The organism is Mycobacterium sp. E3251 (assembly GCF_001666835.1).
Classification (GTDB): Bacteria; Actinomycetota; Actinomycetes; order Mycobacteriales; family Mycobacteriaceae; genus Mycobacterium.
In genome coordinates this window covers 66158-82479 of sequence record NZ_LZJF01000122.1, presented here as the reverse complement: position 1 = coordinate 82479, position 16322 = coordinate 66158, and the positions used below count along the sequence as shown (strand labels likewise).

18 protein-coding genes are annotated in these 16322 nt (G+C 68.4%); 1 reads left to right on the top strand and 17 read right to left on the bottom strand.

Annotated features, from left to right (window positions below; all coding sequences use genetic code 11):
• The 14 genes from A5697_RS15285 to A5697_RS15220 all read right to left on the bottom strand — a co-directional run bounded on the left by A5697_RS15285 (window position 1) and on the right by A5697_RS15220 (window position 11847).
• Window positions 1-378 carry an NADH-quinone oxidoreductase subunit A gene (locus A5697_RS15285; RefSeq protein ID WP_067943488.1) on the bottom strand — a complete coding sequence of 126 codons (378 nt, stop codon included), beginning with the start codon at window positions 376-378 and terminating at the stop codon, window positions 1-3.
• A 270-nt stretch (window positions 379-648) separates the two neighbouring features.
• Window positions 649-1062 carry a response regulator transcription factor gene (locus A5697_RS15280; RefSeq protein WP_046185372.1) on the bottom strand — a complete coding sequence of 138 codons (414 nt, stop codon included), beginning with the start codon at window positions 1060-1062 and terminating at the stop codon, window positions 649-651.
• 30 nt (window positions 1063-1092) lie between these two features.
• Window positions 1093-1629, bottom strand: coding sequence for a YceI family protein (locus A5697_RS15275; RefSeq protein ID WP_067943491.1), 537 nt, complete (start codon window positions 1627-1629; stop codon window positions 1093-1095).
• 33 nt (window positions 1630-1662) lie between these two features.
• Window positions 1663-2052 (bottom strand): nuclear transport factor 2 family protein, encoded by a 390-nt coding sequence (locus A5697_RS15270; RefSeq protein ID WP_067943469.1) that lies wholly within the window; start codon window positions 2050-2052, stop codon window positions 1663-1665.
• A gap of 8 nt (window positions 2053-2060) precedes the next feature.
• Complete coding sequence (locus tag A5697_RS28430) at window positions 2061-2411, bottom strand: DUF6285 domain-containing protein (protein ID WP_067943471.1); 351 nt, start codon at window positions 2409-2411, stop codon at window positions 2061-2063.
• Window positions 2411-3454, bottom strand: coding sequence for a phosphotransferase family protein (locus A5697_RS15260; protein ID WP_068011287.1), 1044 nt, complete (start codon window positions 3452-3454; stop codon window positions 2411-2413). The genes A5697_RS28430 and A5697_RS15260 overlap by 1 nt, the downstream gene beginning before the upstream one ends.
• Window positions 3451-4686, bottom strand: a complete 1236-nt coding sequence (locus tag A5697_RS15255; protein WP_068011286.1) for an acyl-CoA dehydrogenase family protein — start codon at window positions 4684-4686, stop codon at window positions 3451-3453. The genes A5697_RS15260 and A5697_RS15255 overlap by 4 nt, the downstream gene beginning before the upstream one ends.
• A 21-nt stretch (window positions 4687-4707) precedes the next feature.
• Window positions 4708-5322 (bottom strand): TetR/AcrR family transcriptional regulator, encoded by a 615-nt coding sequence (locus tag A5697_RS15250; RefSeq protein WP_082953407.1) that lies wholly within the window; start codon window positions 5320-5322, stop codon window positions 4708-4710.
• Window positions 5322-6215 (bottom strand): hydroxymethylglutaryl-CoA lyase, encoded by an 894-nt coding sequence (locus A5697_RS15245; protein WP_068011284.1) that lies wholly within the window; start codon window positions 6213-6215, stop codon window positions 5322-5324. The genes A5697_RS15250 and A5697_RS15245 overlap by 1 nt, the downstream gene beginning before the upstream one ends.
• Window positions 6212-7420 carry a CaiB/BaiF CoA-transferase family protein gene (locus tag A5697_RS15240; protein WP_068011282.1) on the bottom strand — a complete coding sequence of 403 codons (1209 nt, stop codon included), beginning with the start codon at window positions 7418-7420 and terminating at the stop codon, window positions 6212-6214. The genes A5697_RS15245 and A5697_RS15240 overlap by 4 nt, the downstream gene beginning before the upstream one ends.
• Window positions 7417-8598 carry an alpha/beta fold hydrolase gene (locus A5697_RS15235; RefSeq protein WP_068011280.1) on the bottom strand — a complete coding sequence of 394 codons (1182 nt, stop codon included), beginning with the start codon at window positions 8596-8598 and terminating at the stop codon, window positions 7417-7419. Before A5697_RS15235 ends, A5697_RS15240 begins: the two co-directional genes overlap by 4 nt.
• Window positions 8599-8600: 2 nt before the next feature.
• Window positions 8601-9692 (bottom strand): homogentisate 1,2-dioxygenase, encoded by a 1092-nt coding sequence (locus A5697_RS15230; RefSeq protein WP_068011278.1) that lies wholly within the window; start codon window positions 9690-9692, stop codon window positions 8601-8603.
• A 162-nt stretch (window positions 9693-9854) separates the two neighbouring features.
• The gene (locus A5697_RS15225) at window positions 9855-10826 is read right to left on the bottom strand and encodes an NADPH:quinone oxidoreductase family protein (protein ID WP_068011276.1); all 972 of its coding nucleotides are present in this window, start codon (window positions 10824-10826) and stop codon (window positions 9855-9857) included.
• A 22-nt stretch (window positions 10827-10848) separates the two neighbouring features.
• Window positions 10849-11847, bottom strand: a complete 999-nt coding sequence (locus A5697_RS15220) for an acryloyl-CoA reductase (RefSeq protein ID WP_068011274.1) — start codon at window positions 11845-11847, stop codon at window positions 10849-10851.
• Between the two features lie 22 nt (window positions 11848-11869).
• Here A5697_RS15220 and A5697_RS15215 point away from each other — a divergent pair, with 22 nt between their 5' ends.
• A complete protein-coding gene (locus A5697_RS15215) occupies window positions 11870-12727 on the top strand; it encodes an oxidoreductase (RefSeq protein ID WP_068011272.1) in 858 nt (285 codons plus the stop codon).
• A 77-nt stretch (window positions 12728-12804) separates the two neighbouring features.
• On the opposite strand, the gene A5697_RS15210 is transcribed toward A5697_RS15215, so the two are convergent.
• From A5697_RS15210 to hisN, 3 genes are all read right to left on the bottom strand, one after another.
• Window positions 12805-14010, bottom strand: coding sequence for an acyl-CoA dehydrogenase family protein (locus A5697_RS15210; RefSeq protein WP_068011270.1), 1206 nt, complete (start codon window positions 14008-14010; stop codon window positions 12805-12807).
• A 20-nt stretch (window positions 14011-14030) separates the two neighbouring features.
• Complete coding sequence (locus A5697_RS15205; RefSeq protein ID WP_068011267.1) at window positions 14031-15440, bottom strand: acyl-CoA dehydrogenase family protein; 1410 nt, start codon at window positions 15438-15440, stop codon at window positions 14031-14033.
• An 84-nt stretch (window positions 15441-15524) separates the two neighbouring features.
• Window positions 15525-16313, bottom strand: coding sequence for a histidinol-phosphatase (gene hisN / locus A5697_RS15200; RefSeq protein WP_067949919.1), 789 nt, complete (start codon window positions 16311-16313; stop codon window positions 15525-15527).
• Window positions 16314-16322: the final 9 nt, after the last annotated feature.

The following is a 16322-nucleotide window of genomic DNA, read 5'->3' as shown; positions in this document are numbered from 1 at the left end:
TCAATCCCACGTCAGGCCGCCGCGGCGCCACACATAGGCGTACGCCACGAAGACCGTGAGCATGAACACCACCATCTCGACCAACGCGAACGTTCCCAGCGCGTCGTAGCTGACCGCCCATGGATACAAGAACACGATTTCGATGTCGAAGACGATAAAAAGCATTGCGGTCAGGTAATACTTCACCGGGAACCGCTGGCCGCTCGCCGCGTGCGGGCCGCTGACCGGACTGTCGGTGGGCTCGATCCCGCACTCGTAGGGCGCCATCTTCGACTTGTTGTAGCGCGTCGGGCCGGCCAGGCTCGCGATCACCACCGATCCCACCGCGAAGGCCGCGGCTATCGCTCCGAGCACCAAGATGGGTATGTAGACGTTCAACTCGTCCAAGATCTCCTCGTACGGGCCGCCGGTGCGGCGGCCGGGCGGGGGCCGGGCTGCTGTGATGTACCCGGACTGCGGGCCACCACAGTGACCTTCACAACATAGCGTCGCGAAGACGGCTGTGTTTTGTCGGGGTGGGGCTATTCGCTTCGTTTTTGTGTCGCCGCAACCGGATGGCACGCCGCCACGGCCGGTCGGCGGAGTGCCAACGCCGGTTTCGCACCCGTCGTTAGGGTGGTGATCGCGGTATTGCCGCAGGTGAAAGGGCTAGCGCGTGGGAGTGCGGAGCAGTCCGAGCACCGTGCGGCCCAGCACGATGGGATCGAGGGGATGCGGCACCGCGGCTTCGGCGCGCGACCAGTTCGCCAGCCAGGCGTCGTCCGGGCGGCCGGTGAGCACCAGGATCGGTGGGCACGTGGCGAGTTCGTCTTTGAGCTGTTTGGCGATTCCCATGCCGCCGGTGGGGGTGGCTTCCCCGTCGAGAATGGCCAAGTCGATGCCGCCCTCGTCCATCTGGCGTACCACCATCGGGGCGGTCGCCACCTCGAGGTAGGTCAGCTCGGGCAGGTCCGGATGCAGATGCTTGCCCAGCGCCCGGATGACTTGTTCGCGGGTCTTGGCGTTATCGCTGTAGACCAGGATCCGCAGGGCAACGCTGGATTCGGGGCTGGAGTCCGACACGGTGCAGATGCTACTGGTGTCGCACCGGCTTCACTGGGCAGCCCGCACGAAGACGGCTTCGGCCGCCGCCTTCGCCGTCGAGCCGATCATGCCGAGCCGGTTCCAGCCCAGGTCGAACTGGGTGCGGTCCACCTTGGTTTCCCCGGCGATCCGGATCGAGCCGTCATCGAGCTCGGTGATCGTGGCGGGCAGGGGCAGCGGCGCGGTGATGCCCTTGATGGTGAAGGCGGCGCGGAGGTCTGCGGCCTTGCCTTTGGTCGGGTGGACCGCGGTGACGACGACGCTGATTTCACCGAAGCGCTCGACGTCGAAGAAGTCGGCCGAGCGCAGGTGCTTGTCACGACGGCCGATCCCGGTGTCCAGGGAGGCGGTGCGGACGTCGAGCCGGCCGAAAACCGCCCCCTTCGCCGTCAGTTGGCCGTCACCGCTGAATTCGGTGAAGCGGCCCTTGACGTTCAGCAGGCCCCACATATTTCTGACCTTGAAGGTGATCTCCGAGCGGTCGGGGACGAGGGTCCATACGCCGGCCAGGTCGGGATCGTTCAGAAGCGTTTCCAAAGTCGTCATCTGCACCCCCATCTCTCGTGGCGAATCTAACGCCTAGTCCATCAACGGCGCGATCTCGGCGGGGTCGAAGTACTCGTCGATCCGGTCGAGCCGGCCGTCGCTGCCCACCCTGATCACGATGCAGACCCGCATCGAGATCGATTGGCCGGCACGACCGGTGGCGTGCAGGATGTGCTGCTGGACGAAGCCGCCCTCGAAGAACCGCCGGTCCAGGATCTCGTAACGGCGTTCGGTGGTCGCGGTGATGAACCAGTCGATGACCCGCAGCGCGCGGGCCTTGCCGTCATCGCGCCGCGCGCCGACTCGCCACACCGCGATGTCGTCGCTCCACATCCGGTCAACCGCCGCGAAGTCGCCCTTTTCGATCGCCGCGAATAGGCGGTCTGCCGCGTCGGCAACGATTTCCGGGCTCGCACCGGCCATGCTCGCTCCTATTCTTCGGTGTCTTCGTCGTCGTATCCGGGGTGGGCCGCTGCCAGCCGGCGGCGCACCAGGGTGCGCAGGCAGGCGGTGACCTCCATGGCCCGGCCGTCCATCGCGCCGGCCCGGATCGCGGCGGCCAGCTCCTCCTCGTCGGCGAACCCGAGCTCGGCCAGCGCAGCAGCGGATTCGGCCTCGCTCTCGTCGAGCAGTTCGCGCTCGACGATGCGCAGCGCGTTGGCGGCCACCCTGGCGTGGAAGTTGACCTGCCCGCTGGTCGCGGCCCGAACGTCGGTCTCCAGGAATTCGGCCACCGCGGCCACCAGTTCGGCGGCGAGCGGGCGGCCGTACGGGCCGATCATCAGAGGTCCCCCGATTGCCTGGCTTCTCCTAGCGCCGCTGCGCGGCGCGCATCGTCGCCCGGCGCTCCTTCGAGTAGGTCCAGCAGGTCCCATTCGGTCTCGCACACGCGCCGGCCGATCGTGGCCAGCTCCACCGAGCGGAACTGACCGGTCAGGTGCCGCTCCGCCTGGTAGCGGCAGATGACGCCCCATCGCAGCGTGGCCAGCACCAGCCACCAGTGAAAGGCCCGCCGGTCGACGCCGGTCCCGCCGGCCTGCTCGTAGTCGCGCAGGAGGCTTTCGATGCTGCCGAGGCCGCCGGCGCCGAGGCTGGCCGGGGCCCCGAAGCGCCAGGCGCGGATGCAGAACCAGGCGAGGTCGTCGTACGGGTCGCCGCGGTGTACCAGTTCCCAGTCGAGGACGGCGGCGAGGCAGGACCCGTCGACGATGAGGTTTCCCATCCGGTAGTCCCCGTGCACCAAAACGTCCGCCGACGGCTCGGGCCGGTTGGCGCCCAGCCAGCGAAACGCCCATTCGAAGGTGGCCGTGGTGTCACCCATGGCGTCGAGCCGCTCGCGCCACTGCGTCAGCGGATCCTCGCGGGTTAGACCGGGAATGTCCGGGTCGGCGCGGTGGATGGCCGCCAGGGCCTGCGCGCATTGCCGTAGCAGCTCCCCGCGGGCCGCTTGCCCGCCCGCGGCGTCGAGCTGACGCTGAATTCGCCGGACGATCGTCTCGCCCGCGATCTCGTCGCAGATCAGAAACGGATTGCCCAGGGCGGCAGGCGAATCGTCGGCGATGAGGACGTGGGGGACGGGTGCGCCGGCCGCCGCGGCGGCGGCCTGGGCGCGTGCCTCCAGCTCCATGCCGGCGTGCACGTCGTCGGGCGCGCCGGTGCGCAGGATCAGCGCGTGGCGTCGCTCGCCGGCGACGGCGTCGAAGGCCCACGTGGAGCGGCTGGCGCCGCCGGTCAACGCGCGCAGGTTCTCAACCGCGACATCGGCACCGAGGACCGGCGCCAGCACCGCGGCGAGCTGTGGGGCCAACTGCTCGGTCGATGTCACTTGCCAAACTTAAACAGCCGCTGCGCCACCCGGCGAATCTGGATCTCCTCCGCTCCCTCGGTGATCCGGTAGCGACGGTGATGGCGATAGATGTGCTCGAACGGCTCGTGCCGGCTGTAGCCGAGGCCACCGAAGATCTGCATGGCCCGGTCGGCGGCGTCGCAGACGAGTCGGTTGGCGCGGTAGTTGGCCATCGACACCTTGTCCGAGACCTCCATGTGGTGGTCGCGGTCCAGATGCCAGGCGGCATAGGCCACCAGCAGCCGCACCATCTGCGCTTCGGTCTGCAATTCGGCCAGCGGCCATTGCACGGCCTGGTTGACCGACAGCGGTTTGCCGAAAACGGTCCGGTTGCCGGCGTATTCGGCGGCGCGGTCGATGCAGTACTGGGCCGCGCCCAGGCTGCTGGCCGCCTGCCGAATCCTGTTCTCGTGCAGGAACGTCTGCGCGACCTCCAGACCGCGGTCGACCTCGCCGAGCACCGCATCGGCGGGCACCCGGACGTCGGTCAACTGGACTTCGCCGTGGTCGGTCGGCATGTTGAACGTCCACCAGTAGTAGGGGACGGTGAACCCGGGCGCATCGGTCGGCACCAGGAACGCCGTGATGCCCCGCGCCTGGCCCGGCTCACCGGAGGTGCGCGCGAACACCAGGTCGTGGGTCGCGCGGTGCACCCCGGTGTTGAACCGCTTGGCGCCGTTGATCACCCACCCGTCGCCGTCGGCCTGCGCGCGCGTCTCCAGCCACGTCGCGTCCGAGCCGTGCTGGGGCTCGGTCAGTCCGAACGCCATCGAACGTTCCCCAGTGATCAGCGCTTCGGACCAGAGCCGTCGCTGCTCGTCGGTGCCGAACCGCTCCATCATGATCACCTGCGGGAAGTTGCCGACGATCGAGGACTCGTTCTGCAGGTCGTTGTGCAGGCCGAGGCCCTTGTGCGCCAAGTGCTCCCGGATGACGGCCATGTCGACGTTGGTGCCGTCCCGGCCGCCCAGCGACGTCGGCAGCCCGTACCGCAGCCAGCCCGCCTTGTCGGCCCGCCTGCGCATCTCGGCGAGCAGATCCTCCCATTCGCGCGTCGGGATGCCGTCGTTGTCCCAGTCGGTGCGGGCGTGTTCGCGGCGCTTGTCGAAGTACTGGATGTGGTCGCGCTCCAGCGGTTTGATCTCCGTCTCGATGAACTCGTCCATTTGAGCGAGCAGGCCCGGAAGGTGTTCGGGGAGTGTGAAATCCACAGTTTTCTCCTTTGCAAGGGCTTACGCGCCGTAGAGGGTTTTCTTCCAGATCGTCGACAGGGTGGCGATGGCGTCGGAGTCGCTGATCTTGATGCCCAGGTTGGAGGGGCCGACGAAGACGGTGGTGAAGTTCTCGAACAGCAGGGCGATGGCCGCCGCGGTGTGTTGCGGGTCGAGCTCGGTTCCGTAGCCCTGCTCCTGGGCGCGGCGGACCGACGCGGCGACGATGTCCATGCCGAAGCGGCGGAATTCGTTCTGCACGGCCGCGAAGCGTCGCTGGGTGGCGGCCAGCTGGGCCACGGCGATCATGATGCCGATGTTCTGCTTGAACATGTTCCAGTACCCGGTGACCACCGAGGTGAAGAAGGCGTCGTCCTCCGCAGAGTCCGGTAACTCGAGGCTCAGCCCCGACGGTGTCACGACATCGTGCAGGAAGGACTCGGCGAGGGCGGCGAGCAGTTCTTCCTTGTCGGCGAAGTACCGGTAGAACACCGCGGGCGACTTGCCGGCCGCCGACGTGATGTCGGCCAGCGTGGTCCCGTGAAAGCCGCGCTCGGCGAACAGCTTCCGGGCGGCCAGCTCGATGGCCTGCCTGGTCTGGCGGCCCTTCGCGGTGCGCGCCTGCGGCGCGGGCATCAGGCCCGCATCCGGTCGCCGGCCCGCAGCAGGGCGCTCGGCAGGTCATGGCCGACAACGGATTTGGCGACGTCGGCCGCGGCGATGGCGGCCTGCAGGTCGACGTCGACGTCGATGCCGCTGTCGCGCAGCAGGTAGACCAGGTCCTCGGTGGCGATGTTGCCGGTGGCACCCGGCGCGAACGGGCAGCCGCCCAGCCCGCCGACCGAGGAATCCAGCCGGGTCACCCCGGACCCGACCGCGGCGTAGGCGCTGGCCAGACCGGAGCCGCGGGTGTTGTGGAAATGCCCGCCCAGCGGCAGGTCGCCGATCACCGGACGCAGTTGTGCGATCAGCGAACTCACGCGCCCCGGGGTGGTGGTGCCGATCGTGTCGGCGATGGACAGGCGGTCGGCGCCGCGTTCGCGGGCGGCCGCGGCGATGTCGAGCACGCGCTCGGGCGGGGTGGGACCCTCGAACGGCGAGTCCCACGCGGTGGCGATGATCACTTCGACGGTGACGTCTGCGCCGTGCGCGATCGCGACGATCTCGTCGATCGCCTTGGTGGCCTCGGCGCTGGTCCGCCCGACGTTCGCCTGACTGAACGTGTCGTCGGCGGCGACCACGTACTCGATCGAGCGCAGCCCCGCCGCAACGGCCCGCTTGGCTCCGTTCGGACTGGCCACCAAGGCGGAGAACTCGATGTCGGGGTAGTCGTGCAGGTGGGCCGCAAGCTCGGCGGCGTCGGCCATCGACGGCACCTTCGACGGCGAGACGAACGCCGTGGCCTCCACCTCGCGGACCCCGGTCGCGGCGACCGCGGCCAGCAGTTCGAGCTTGGCAGACAACGGAATCGGTGTTTCCATCTGCAGGCCGTCGCGCAGCGCCACCTCGCGGATTTGCACGTGCGTCATACCACCTCCTCGGCCCGTAACTCCTCGAGCTCCGCAGCGGTCTTGCCGAGCAGCCCGATGTAGACGTCGTCGTTGTGCTGGCCCGGGCGGGCGGGCCCGGCGTTGCGCACGCGGCCCGGCGATTCCGACAGCACCGGCACGATGCCCGGCCCCAGGACGTCCCGGCCGAGCCGTTCATCGAAATGTTCGACCAGCATGCCGCGGGCGCGCAGCTGCGGGTCGTTGACCACCTCCGCGACCGTGTTGATCGGCCCGGCGATCACCCCTGCGGCGCTGAGGGTTTCGATGATGTCGCCGGGCTGGCGTTCCGCGGCCCAGGCGCCGATGATCTCGTCGAGCTCATCCTGATTGCGGCCGCGCGCGCCGTGCGTGGCGAACCGGTCGTCGGCGGCCAGCTCCGGGCGCCCCATCGCCTTGCACAGCCGGGCGAAGACGGTGTCCTGGTTGGCGGCGATCACCACCCACGAGCCGTCGGCGCTGCGATAGATGTTGGAAGGCGCGATGCCCTCCAGCCGGGTGCCCGAAGGCCCGCGCACCACACCGCTCAGGTCATAGTCGGGGATGGTGGATTCCTGGACGGCCAAACAGGATTCGGTCAGCGCGACGTCCACCACCTGGCCGCGTCCGGTGATGCTGCGACGGTACAACGCCGCCATCGCTCCTTGCGCGCCGAACATGCCGGCCAGGGTGTCACCCAGCGAGAGTGCGAGCCGGGGCGGCGGGCCGCCCGGGAAACCGTTGAGATAGCGCAGCCCGCTGGCCGCCTCGGCCACCGAGGCATATCCCGCCTTGTGCGCGTCGGGGCCGGTCTGGCCGTATCCCGAGACCCGAACCAGGATGATTCCCGGGTTGCGGGCGCTCAGCACGTCGTAACCCAGGTCCCATTTCTCCAGCGTCCCCGGGCGGAAGTTCTCCACGATGATGTCGGACTTCTCGACGAGGCCGCAGAACAGTTCGCGGCCACGTGGCCGGCGCAGGTCGAGGGTGATCGCTCTCTTGTTGCGCGCGTGCACCGTCCAGAAGACGTGCTGCCCGTCGAGCTCGGCCTGGCCCCAGGTGCGCAACGGGTCCGGGGCGCCGGGGGGTTCCACCTTGATGACGTCGGCGCCCATGTCGCCGAGTAGCCGCCCGGCGAAGGGGCCCGCGATCAGAGTGCCCAGTTCGAGCACCCGGATGCCGTCCAGCGGCCCCGCCGCCGCGCTCATTCTTTGTCCGCGAAGTCGTGGCGGACCAGCCAGTCGGTGACGATGTCGACGGCAGCGCGCAGTTTGTCGCGCTGATCGAGGCCCGCGTAATAGTGGGTGGCGCCGGGGATTTCGTGCATCTCCTTGTCGTGATGGCCGATCGCGTTGTAGAGCCGCCGGGTGTGGCTGGGCGTGCAGGCGTCGTCGGCAAGGTTGCCGATGACCAGCGCGGGGATTGCGATGTCGGCGCCGCAGGCCACCCCGTCGCCGCGGGCCTCGTCGTAACTCCATTGCGAGAGCCAGCCGCGCAACGTGGAGAAGCGCGCCAACCCGACCGGGCTCATGTTCACTACCTGAGGATCCCCCAGGTAACACGTTCCCGGGGTGCGTTCGTTGGGATCGACGGTCGGGTCCAGCCAACGCGGGTCGGCCATGGTGCCGTGCACGACGAAACAGAACTCCTCGTCCGGACGTCCGGCGGCCCGCAGTTCGGCGAGTTTGTCCTTGACCCACGCGGTGATGCGCCGGTTGCGTTCGATCTGCGCGTTGCGGTAGCGGGCCAGGAATTCCTGGGTGTAGGGCGGCTGGTTCGGGTTGTCCGGGTTGTACAGGTCCAACTCGGGATCGCGCTTGGTGGGGTCGGATTCGTCGAGGATCGACGCGTCGAGCCATTCGGTGAGCGTGCCGTGCCGGCTGATGTGCGCCGCCAACAGCATGATTCCGTCGGCGGCGGGCAGGTCCAGGGCGGTCAGGTCGGGGCCGTCGCCGGACGGGCTCGAGGTGATGGTGGGGTGCTGGGCCTGCTGCTGGTAGAACATCGACAACGAGCCGCCGCCGCTCCACCCGGCCAGCACCACCTTCTGGTAACCCAGCCGCTTCTTGGCGTCCTTGATGCACTCGCCGAGATCCTCGACCACCTTCTCCATCAGCAGCGCCGAGTCGGTGCCGCGGAACCTGCTGTTGCAGTAGATGACATGATGGCCGGCCCGGGCCAGCGCGTTGATCATCGGCAAATAGGCCCCGCCGCCGATCGGGTGCATGAAGACGAGCACGGTGTCCGACGGCTTGTCTATGGGCTTGAGCAGGTAGCTCTCCAGCACGGTGATCTCGGCCAGGCCGCCGTACACGTCGCGGACGCCGGAACTGTTCTGGAAGGCAACGAGATAGGGGATGCGTTCGTATTCGTGGCGGGTCGTCATGCTCAGTGTTGTCCTAGGTCGTGCGCCAGCACCTCGGCCGACGGGGTCAGACGCCGGCGGGTGTCGACGGCGATCACTTGCCAATCGACGCGGGAGTACTCGTCGAACTTGCGGCGCGCCCGTTCCCGCGCCTTCTCCGGTGCGCCGTGGTGGACGCCTTGCGGCGCATGGGAAATCAGGCCGGGCGGCATCGGAATGCCGTAGAGCGAGCCGCCGTGGAAGAAGGCGATCTCGTCGTAGTCGACATTGCGGTGATACCAGGGTGTGCGTTCGGTGCCGGAGACGCCTTCCGCGGGCTTCGGCAAAAAGTTCATCACGTAGACGCCGGTGGCCTGCATGAACAGGTGGACCGTCGGCGGCAGGTGGACGCTGTCGGAGGTGACCACGTTGTAGTCGGCGATGTTGAACGTGAACGGAAAGTTGTCGCCGCGCCAGCCTTCGATGTCGAGCGGATTGTGTTGGTAGAACAGCGTTGTGGGGCCACCATCATGGACGAGCCGGACCTCGTACTCGTCCCTGCCGTCGTCGTCGATGGGCGCCGGTTCGGGAATGGTGGCCTGCGACGGGTCGAACGGGAAGTGGCGACCCAGCGGCCCGGGTGGCGGAACCCGGAACTCGTCGGTCGCCTCGATCATCAGCATCGTCGTCTCGCTGTCCGGCACCTGGCGCCAGGTGCAGGCCTTCGGGATGTAGACCCAGTCGCCGTCGCGGTAGCGCAGCGGCCCGAACTCCGTTTCGAGCAGGCCGGCACCCTGGTGGACGAAGCACAGCAGGTCCCCGTCGACATGGCGGGCGTAGAACGGCATCGGCTCGTGGCGGCGGCTCAACAGGATTCGGCAGTCGGCGTTGCTGAACATCAGCAGGGGAGCGCCGTTGGCGTCGGTGGCGTCGCTGGGCTTGAGCTCACCGGCCAGCACGTCGACGGGGCGCAGCGGGCCGACCGACCGGTAGGCGGTGGGGTCGTGGCGGCGGTAGAGGTTCGCCGTGCGGCCGGTGAATCCGCCCCGGCCCAGCTCGTCGTCCTTCAGCCCGTCCAGGTCGGCGTGCAGGCGGCGTGGCGTTTTCCCTTTTCGCAAGTGGACGAAGGATTCCATGGCTGACTCCCGGCTGCGGCGGCTAAAACTGAAAGTGACATTACTTTTTGTTCCGGGCCTGCACAAGGGCGGACCATGCCCGGTACCGGGATTTGATATCGCCCGCGCTATCGAATCCTGCGAATGTCACACGACCGGGCGCGGCCGGTTCGGCCCATCGCGTCAGTCGCGGACGCGCACCACGACCTTGCCTTTGGCGGTGCGGTTCTCCAGGGACGCGACCGCGGCGGCGGCGTCGTCCAGGGGGTAGACCTCCGGGTCGGGGGGAGCCAGCCGACCCGAGGCAAGCAACTTCTCCAGTCCGGCCCACTGCTCGGCCAGCGCGTTCGGATGCGTCGCCGTCCAGGCGCCCCAGCCCACGCCTACCACGTCAATGTTGTTGAGCAGCAACCGATTCACCTTGACGGTGGGAATGTCGCCGCCGGTGAAGCCGACGACCAGCAGCCGCCCGCCCGGGGCGAGCGAGCGGAGCGAGTCGGTGAACCGGTCGCCGCCGACCGGGTCGAGCACGACGTCGACGCCGCGGCCGCCGGTGAGCTCCTTGACCGCGTCCTTGAACCCGTCGGCCAGCACCACGTCGGTGGCCCCGGCGGCGGTCGCGACGTCCGCCTTCTGTTCGGTGCTGACGACCGCGATGGTGCGCGACGCCCCGAGCAGCGATGCCAGCCGCAGCGTCGATGTTCCGATGCCGCCGGCCGCGCCGTGCACCAGCACCGTCTCGCCCTGGGCCAGCCGGCCACGCACGGTCAGGGCGAAGTACACCGTGAGGTCGTTGAACAGCAGGCCGGCGCCCGCCTCGAAACCGACGTTGTCGGGGAGCTTGAACACCCGGTCGGGTTGCAGGATCGCGACCTCGGCCATGCCGCCGGACAGCATCGTCAGTCCGACGACCCGGTCGCCGGCCTGCACGTGTGCGCCGTCCGGCGCCGAACGCACCACCCCCGCGATCTCGGCTCCCAGCACGAACGGCGGCTCGGGGCGGTACTGGTACAGGCCCCGCGTCAGTAGGGCGTCGGGGAAGGCGGCACCGGCGGCGTACACATCCACGACCACGCCGTCACCCGACGGTTCGTCGATCTCCGCCACCTCGATCGCGTCCGGACCGTCCAGCCGAATCACCCGTGCAGCTCGCATGGTCGGTCAGCCTACTGCCGGCTCAGAATCCGCCGGCGACCCGCACCACCGCCCGCCCGGTGAACTTGCCGGCGCGCACCCGATCCAGCACATCGACCACATCCCTGATGTCGACGTCGCTGGTGAGTGCGTCGACATGACGCGGGCGCAACGAATCGCCCAGCAGCGCCCACAGTTTGCGGCGCGGGCCGATCGGCATCTGCACCGAATCCATCCCGAGCAGCGCGATGCCGCGCAGGATGAACGGCATCACCGTGGTCTTCAATCCCGGGCCACCGGTGAGGCCGCTGCAGGCCACCGCACCGCCGTAGTCGACGGCGCTGAGCACGTCGGCCAGGGTCGCGCCGCCGACGCAGTCGACCGCGGCCGCCCAGCGCGCCTTGGCCAGCGGCCGCGGTTTGGCGTCGGGGTCTTCCGGCAGCCGCCCGATAACCTCCGCGGCGCCAAGCTCTTTCAGCAGCCCGGCCGCCTCCTCCTTGCCGGTCGAGGCGACCACCCGATAGCCCTTGGCGGCCAGCAGGTCCACGCTGACCGAGCCGACACCACCGGAGGCGCCGGTGACGACCACCGACCCGGCGCCGGGTTCGATGCCCCGGTCGATCAACGCCTGCACGCTCATCGCGGCGGTGAAGCCGGCGGTGCCGATCGCGGCGCCCTCGTGCGGGCTCAACGAGCCGAGTGCGACGACCTGGTCGCCCGGCAGCCGCGCGTATTCGGCGTAGCCGCCGTGGTGTCCGGTGCCGATCTGGTACCCGTGGGCCAGCACCTTCTCGCCGACGTTGAAGTCGGGTGATTGCGACTCGACTACCTCACCGGTCAGGTCGATGCCCGGCACCACGGGGTAGCTGCGCACCACGCCGCCGCCGGGGGTCAGCGCCAGCGCGTCCTTGTAGTTGACGCTTGAATAGAGCACCCGGATCGTCACCTCACCGGGCGGCAGGTCGGAGGGGCTCAAGGTCTCGACCGACGCGGTTATCCGGTCACCATCTTCGCGAGCGACGAGCGCTTGAAACGTGTCCATCCCCCGACGCTAACCTCACGGTATGGATTCCTTTCCACTTGGTCGCTTTTCGGTCTCCCGGGTGGGCTTCGGCGCCATGCAGTTGCCGGGCCCGAACGCGTTCGGTCCGCCCCGCGACCGCGGTGAGGCGCTGGCCGTGCTGCGGCGGGCGGTCGAACTCGGCGTCGACCACATCGACACCGCCCAGTTCTACGGTCCCGACGTGGCCAATGAACTCATCCGCGAGGCGCTGCATCCCTATCCGGAGAACCTGGCGCTGGTGAGCAAGGTGGGCGGGCGTCGCGACGGCAGCGGCGGCTGGCTGCCGGTCGACGCGCCGGCGGACTTGCGCCGCGACATCGAGACGAACCTGCGGGCCCTCGGTGTCGAGCAGCTGGCCGTGGTCAACCTGCGCGTGTTCGAAAGCGACGGGCCGGATCAGCTGTTCGACGACCAGCTGTCGGTCATGATCGAAGCCCGTGACGAGGGGCTGATCGGCGGCATCGGGCTGAGCAATGTCAACCGCGAACACCTGCTGCATGCGTGCGAGCGCACCGAAATCGCCTGCGTGCAAAACGCGTTCAACCTGGTTCAGCGCGATTCGGCGCCGGTGCTGGCCGAGTGTGCCGCGCGCGGGATCGCGTTCGTTCCGTTCTTCCCCCTCGGGGCCGCCTTCATGCGACCCAACCCGGTGCTCACTCACCAACTCGTCGTCGACGCCGCCGAGCGGCTGGGGCGTACGCCGGCGCAGGTGGCGTTGGCGTGGACGCTGAGCCTGGCGCCCAACGTGCTGCTGATCCCGGGGACGTCGTCGGTGCGACACCTCGAGGAGAACCTGGACGCCGCGTCCATCGAACTCGACGGCGACGTGCGCGAGCGGCTGAACGCGGTCGGCGCCTAAGTTTCGCCGAACGTGCACTCAGGGCGAAGAAATCGCCGAATTCCCGCCATGGTTGCACGTTCGGCGCGGACCGGGGGCTATTTGAGCTCGGCCGACGACAGGCCAAGCAGGCGGCGGGCGACCACCAGCTGCTGGATCTGCTGGGTGCCCTCGAAGATGTCCAGGATCTTGGAGTCGCGCGCCCACTTCTCCAGCATTGATTGCTCGGAATAGCCTGCGGTGCCAGCCAATTCAACCGTTTTGAGGGTGACGTCGCTGGCCATGCGGCCGGCCTTGGCCTTACTCATCGACGCCTCTTTGGAGTTGGGGATCTTGTTGTCGGCCTGCCACGCCGCACGTAGCGCCAGCAGGTAGGCGGCCTCCCAGTCGGCCTCCATCCGCAGGAACTCGGCCGCCGCGGCGCTCTGGGCGTGTGACGGTTTGTCGTAGGAGATCTCCACCCCGGCCTCGGTGAGGATCTTGCGGATTTCCTCCAGGGCGGCGCGCCCGACGCCGATGGCCATGGCGGCCACAATCGGCCGGGTGTTGTCGAACGTCTCCATCACGCCGGAAAAGCCTTTGCCGACTTCGATTTCCGGGTTCCCCAGCAGATTCTCCTTGGGGATGCGGACGTTGTCGAACCGGATCGCCGCGGTGTCGGAGCCTTTGATGCCGAGCTTGCGTTCGAGCCGTTCGACCGTGACGCCGGGGTGCTCGCGCGGGACGATGAACGACTTGATCGCCGCGCGCCCCTGCGACTTGTCCAGCGTGGCCCACACCACGATGTGGGTGGCGCGCGAACCGGCGGTGACATAGATCTTTTCGCCGTTGATCACGTACTCGTCGCCGTCCAGCTTGGCGGTGGTCGATACCGCCGCCGAGTCAGAGCCGAAGCCCGGTTCGGTGATGGCCATCGCCGCCCACACCTTGCCCAGGCGTTCCAGCTGTTCTTCGGTGGCGACGGCGGAGATGGCCGCGTTGCCCAAGCCCTGATAGGGGACCGACAACATCATCGCGACGTCGCCCCAGCAGGCCTCCAACGTCTGCAGCAGGGCGGCCATGTTGGCGCCGTTGTGGTTTTGGTCCCTGTCTTGGTTTTCATCGCCCAGGTTGTCGGCCCCGGCGAATTCGATCGATTCCGAGGCGCCGGCGAACAGGTTGTACAGCGTGTCGAGTTCGACCGGGTAGGCGTGCTCCTTGAGGTCGTACTTGCGCGCGATCGGCCGCATCAGCTCCGCCGCGCCCTGATGGGTCTTCACGACGACCGCTTGCAGCTTGCGGGGCAGTTCCAGATTGATTGCCATGGTTGAACTTTCAGCTCGTGTTAGATGACTACGACGCCCTCGGCGACGCCGATGGCCCGCAGGTCGCGATACCAACGCTCGACCGGGTGTTCTTTGGTGAAGCCGTGGCCGCCGAGCAACTGCACGCCGTCCAGGCCTATCTGCATGCCCTTGTCGGCGCCCAGCCGCTTGGCCAGCGCCGCCTCGCGAATGAAGGGCAGGCCCTGTTCGGCCCGCGCCGCGCCGCGCCAGGTGATCAGTCGCAGCCCGTCCAGCTCGATCGCGATGTTGGCGCACATGAACGCCACGGCCTGACGATGCGCGATCGGCTCGCCGAAGGCCTCGCGCTCCTTCACGTAGGGCACGACGTAGTCGAGCACCGCGTGGGAGGTGCCCACCGCCAGCGCCGCCCAGCCCAGCCGGGACAGCGCGATGGCCTCCGAGTAGTCGTCATCGGTTGCCTCGTCCTCGCCCAGCCGCGCGCTCAGCGGGACGGTCACGCCGGACAGCTCGACGTGGCCCAGGGCCGCCGCTCGGATGCCCATGCTCGGATCCGCCTTGACGGTAAGGCCTTTCGTCGACGACTCGACGATGAACAGCGCGAGCCGCCCCTCCAGCTGCGCTCCGACGACGAACAACTCAGCGTCGGCCGCCGCCGGGACCAACGACTTCACGCCATCGAGGCGATAGCCGCTCGGCGTCCGCACCGCGGTGGTCTTCAGGCGGGTGGGGTCGAAGAGCGGTTGCGGCTCGGCGATCGCGACGCAGGCCTGGGGGACGTTCTCGCCGGCGAACTCGTGCAGATAGGTGGCCTGCTGGTCCGCGCTGCCCCAGTGGGTCAGCGCGGCGGCCACGCCCCCGGGGGCCAGGATCGGCAACGCGAGACCCATGTCGCCGTAGGCGAGCGCCTCGGCCACCAGCACGTTGGTCACGCTGGAGCGGTGCGCGGCGATGCCGTCGAAGTCCTCGGGGATGTTGATCGCGGTGATGCCCAACTCCGCTGCCTTGGCGATCAGGTCCGGTGGGTAGGTCGCCGCCTCGTCGGCGTCGTGCGCCGCGGGCCGCAGTACCTCCTCGGCGAATTCGCTGAGCGTCTCGACGATCATCTTCTGGTCGTCGTCGGGGGTCAGGTCGAAGTAGTCCTTGCCGCTCGACTTCAGCCGGGTCGGTCCGCCGCGCAGGTTCTGCAGCCGCTTGAACTCGCGGGACGCGGCGGCGGCGGTGGAGAAGACAGTCTTCGTGCCGTACTGCAGCCCCCGGTTGACCGGATCGCGCAGCCGGTACTTGTCCAGGAATTCCTGGCCCATCAGCGGGGTGAGCAGCGCGATGGCGATGTCGACGCCGGTGCGCTTGTGGGGTTGCAGCCCGATCCCGCTCTGCTGGTCTTTGCGTTTGCGACGCGAGCGGGCGGATTTCGAACTCTGTGTTGAACCGGAACCAGTGTCGGTCATGTCGGCAGCCTGTAGTAGTCGGGGCAGTGCGAATAAGCCTATCTTACTCCGGAGTAAGATAACAGAGAACAGTTGTTAACTAATTCACAGACCGCCGGCATCGAGAGCGCGAAGTACGAGTTCGTGCAGCGGCCCGTTGGTTGCCACCGCGCTGCCGCGGTGCGGCCCCGCGACGCCGTCCAGGCCGGTGAGCGTCCCGCCCGCCTCGCGCACCAGGATGTCGAGGGCCGCGAGGTCCCAGACGGACACCTCCGGTTCGGTGGCGATGTCGATCGCCCCCTCGGCCACCAGGCAATAGGAGAGGAAATCGCCGAAGGCGCGCACCCGCCACACGGCGTCGGTCAGCGAGATGAAGCGTTCCCGTAGGCCACGTTGCGCCCAACCGGACAGGCTGGAGAACGACAGGCTGGCCGAATCCAATTGTGTGACAGACGAAACCGAGAGCCGGCGGGGCGGCGCGCCGTTGACCGCGACGAAGGCGCCCTCGCCGTCCGCCGCCCACCACCGGCGCTGCAGGGCGGGGGCGCTGACGACGCCGACCGTGGGCACACCATCTTCGAGCAGTGCGATGAGACTGGCCCAGACCGGCACGCCGCGCACGAAGTTCTTGGTGCCGTCGATGGGGTCGATGATCCACTGGCGCCCGGTGAAAGTGGTGGTTCCGCCGAACTCCTCGCCGACGATGCTGTCGTGCGGCCGCTCGCGGCCCAGCGTCTCCCGCAGCTCGGTCTCCACCGCGCGGTCGGCGTCGGTGACCGGGGTCAGGTCCGGCTTGGTGTCAACGCGCAGGTCGAGGGCTCCGAACCGCGCCGACGTCAGCGTGTCGGCGCGGTCGGCCAGCGTCAGCGCCAACGTCAGATCGTCCCGGCTCATGACGCAGTC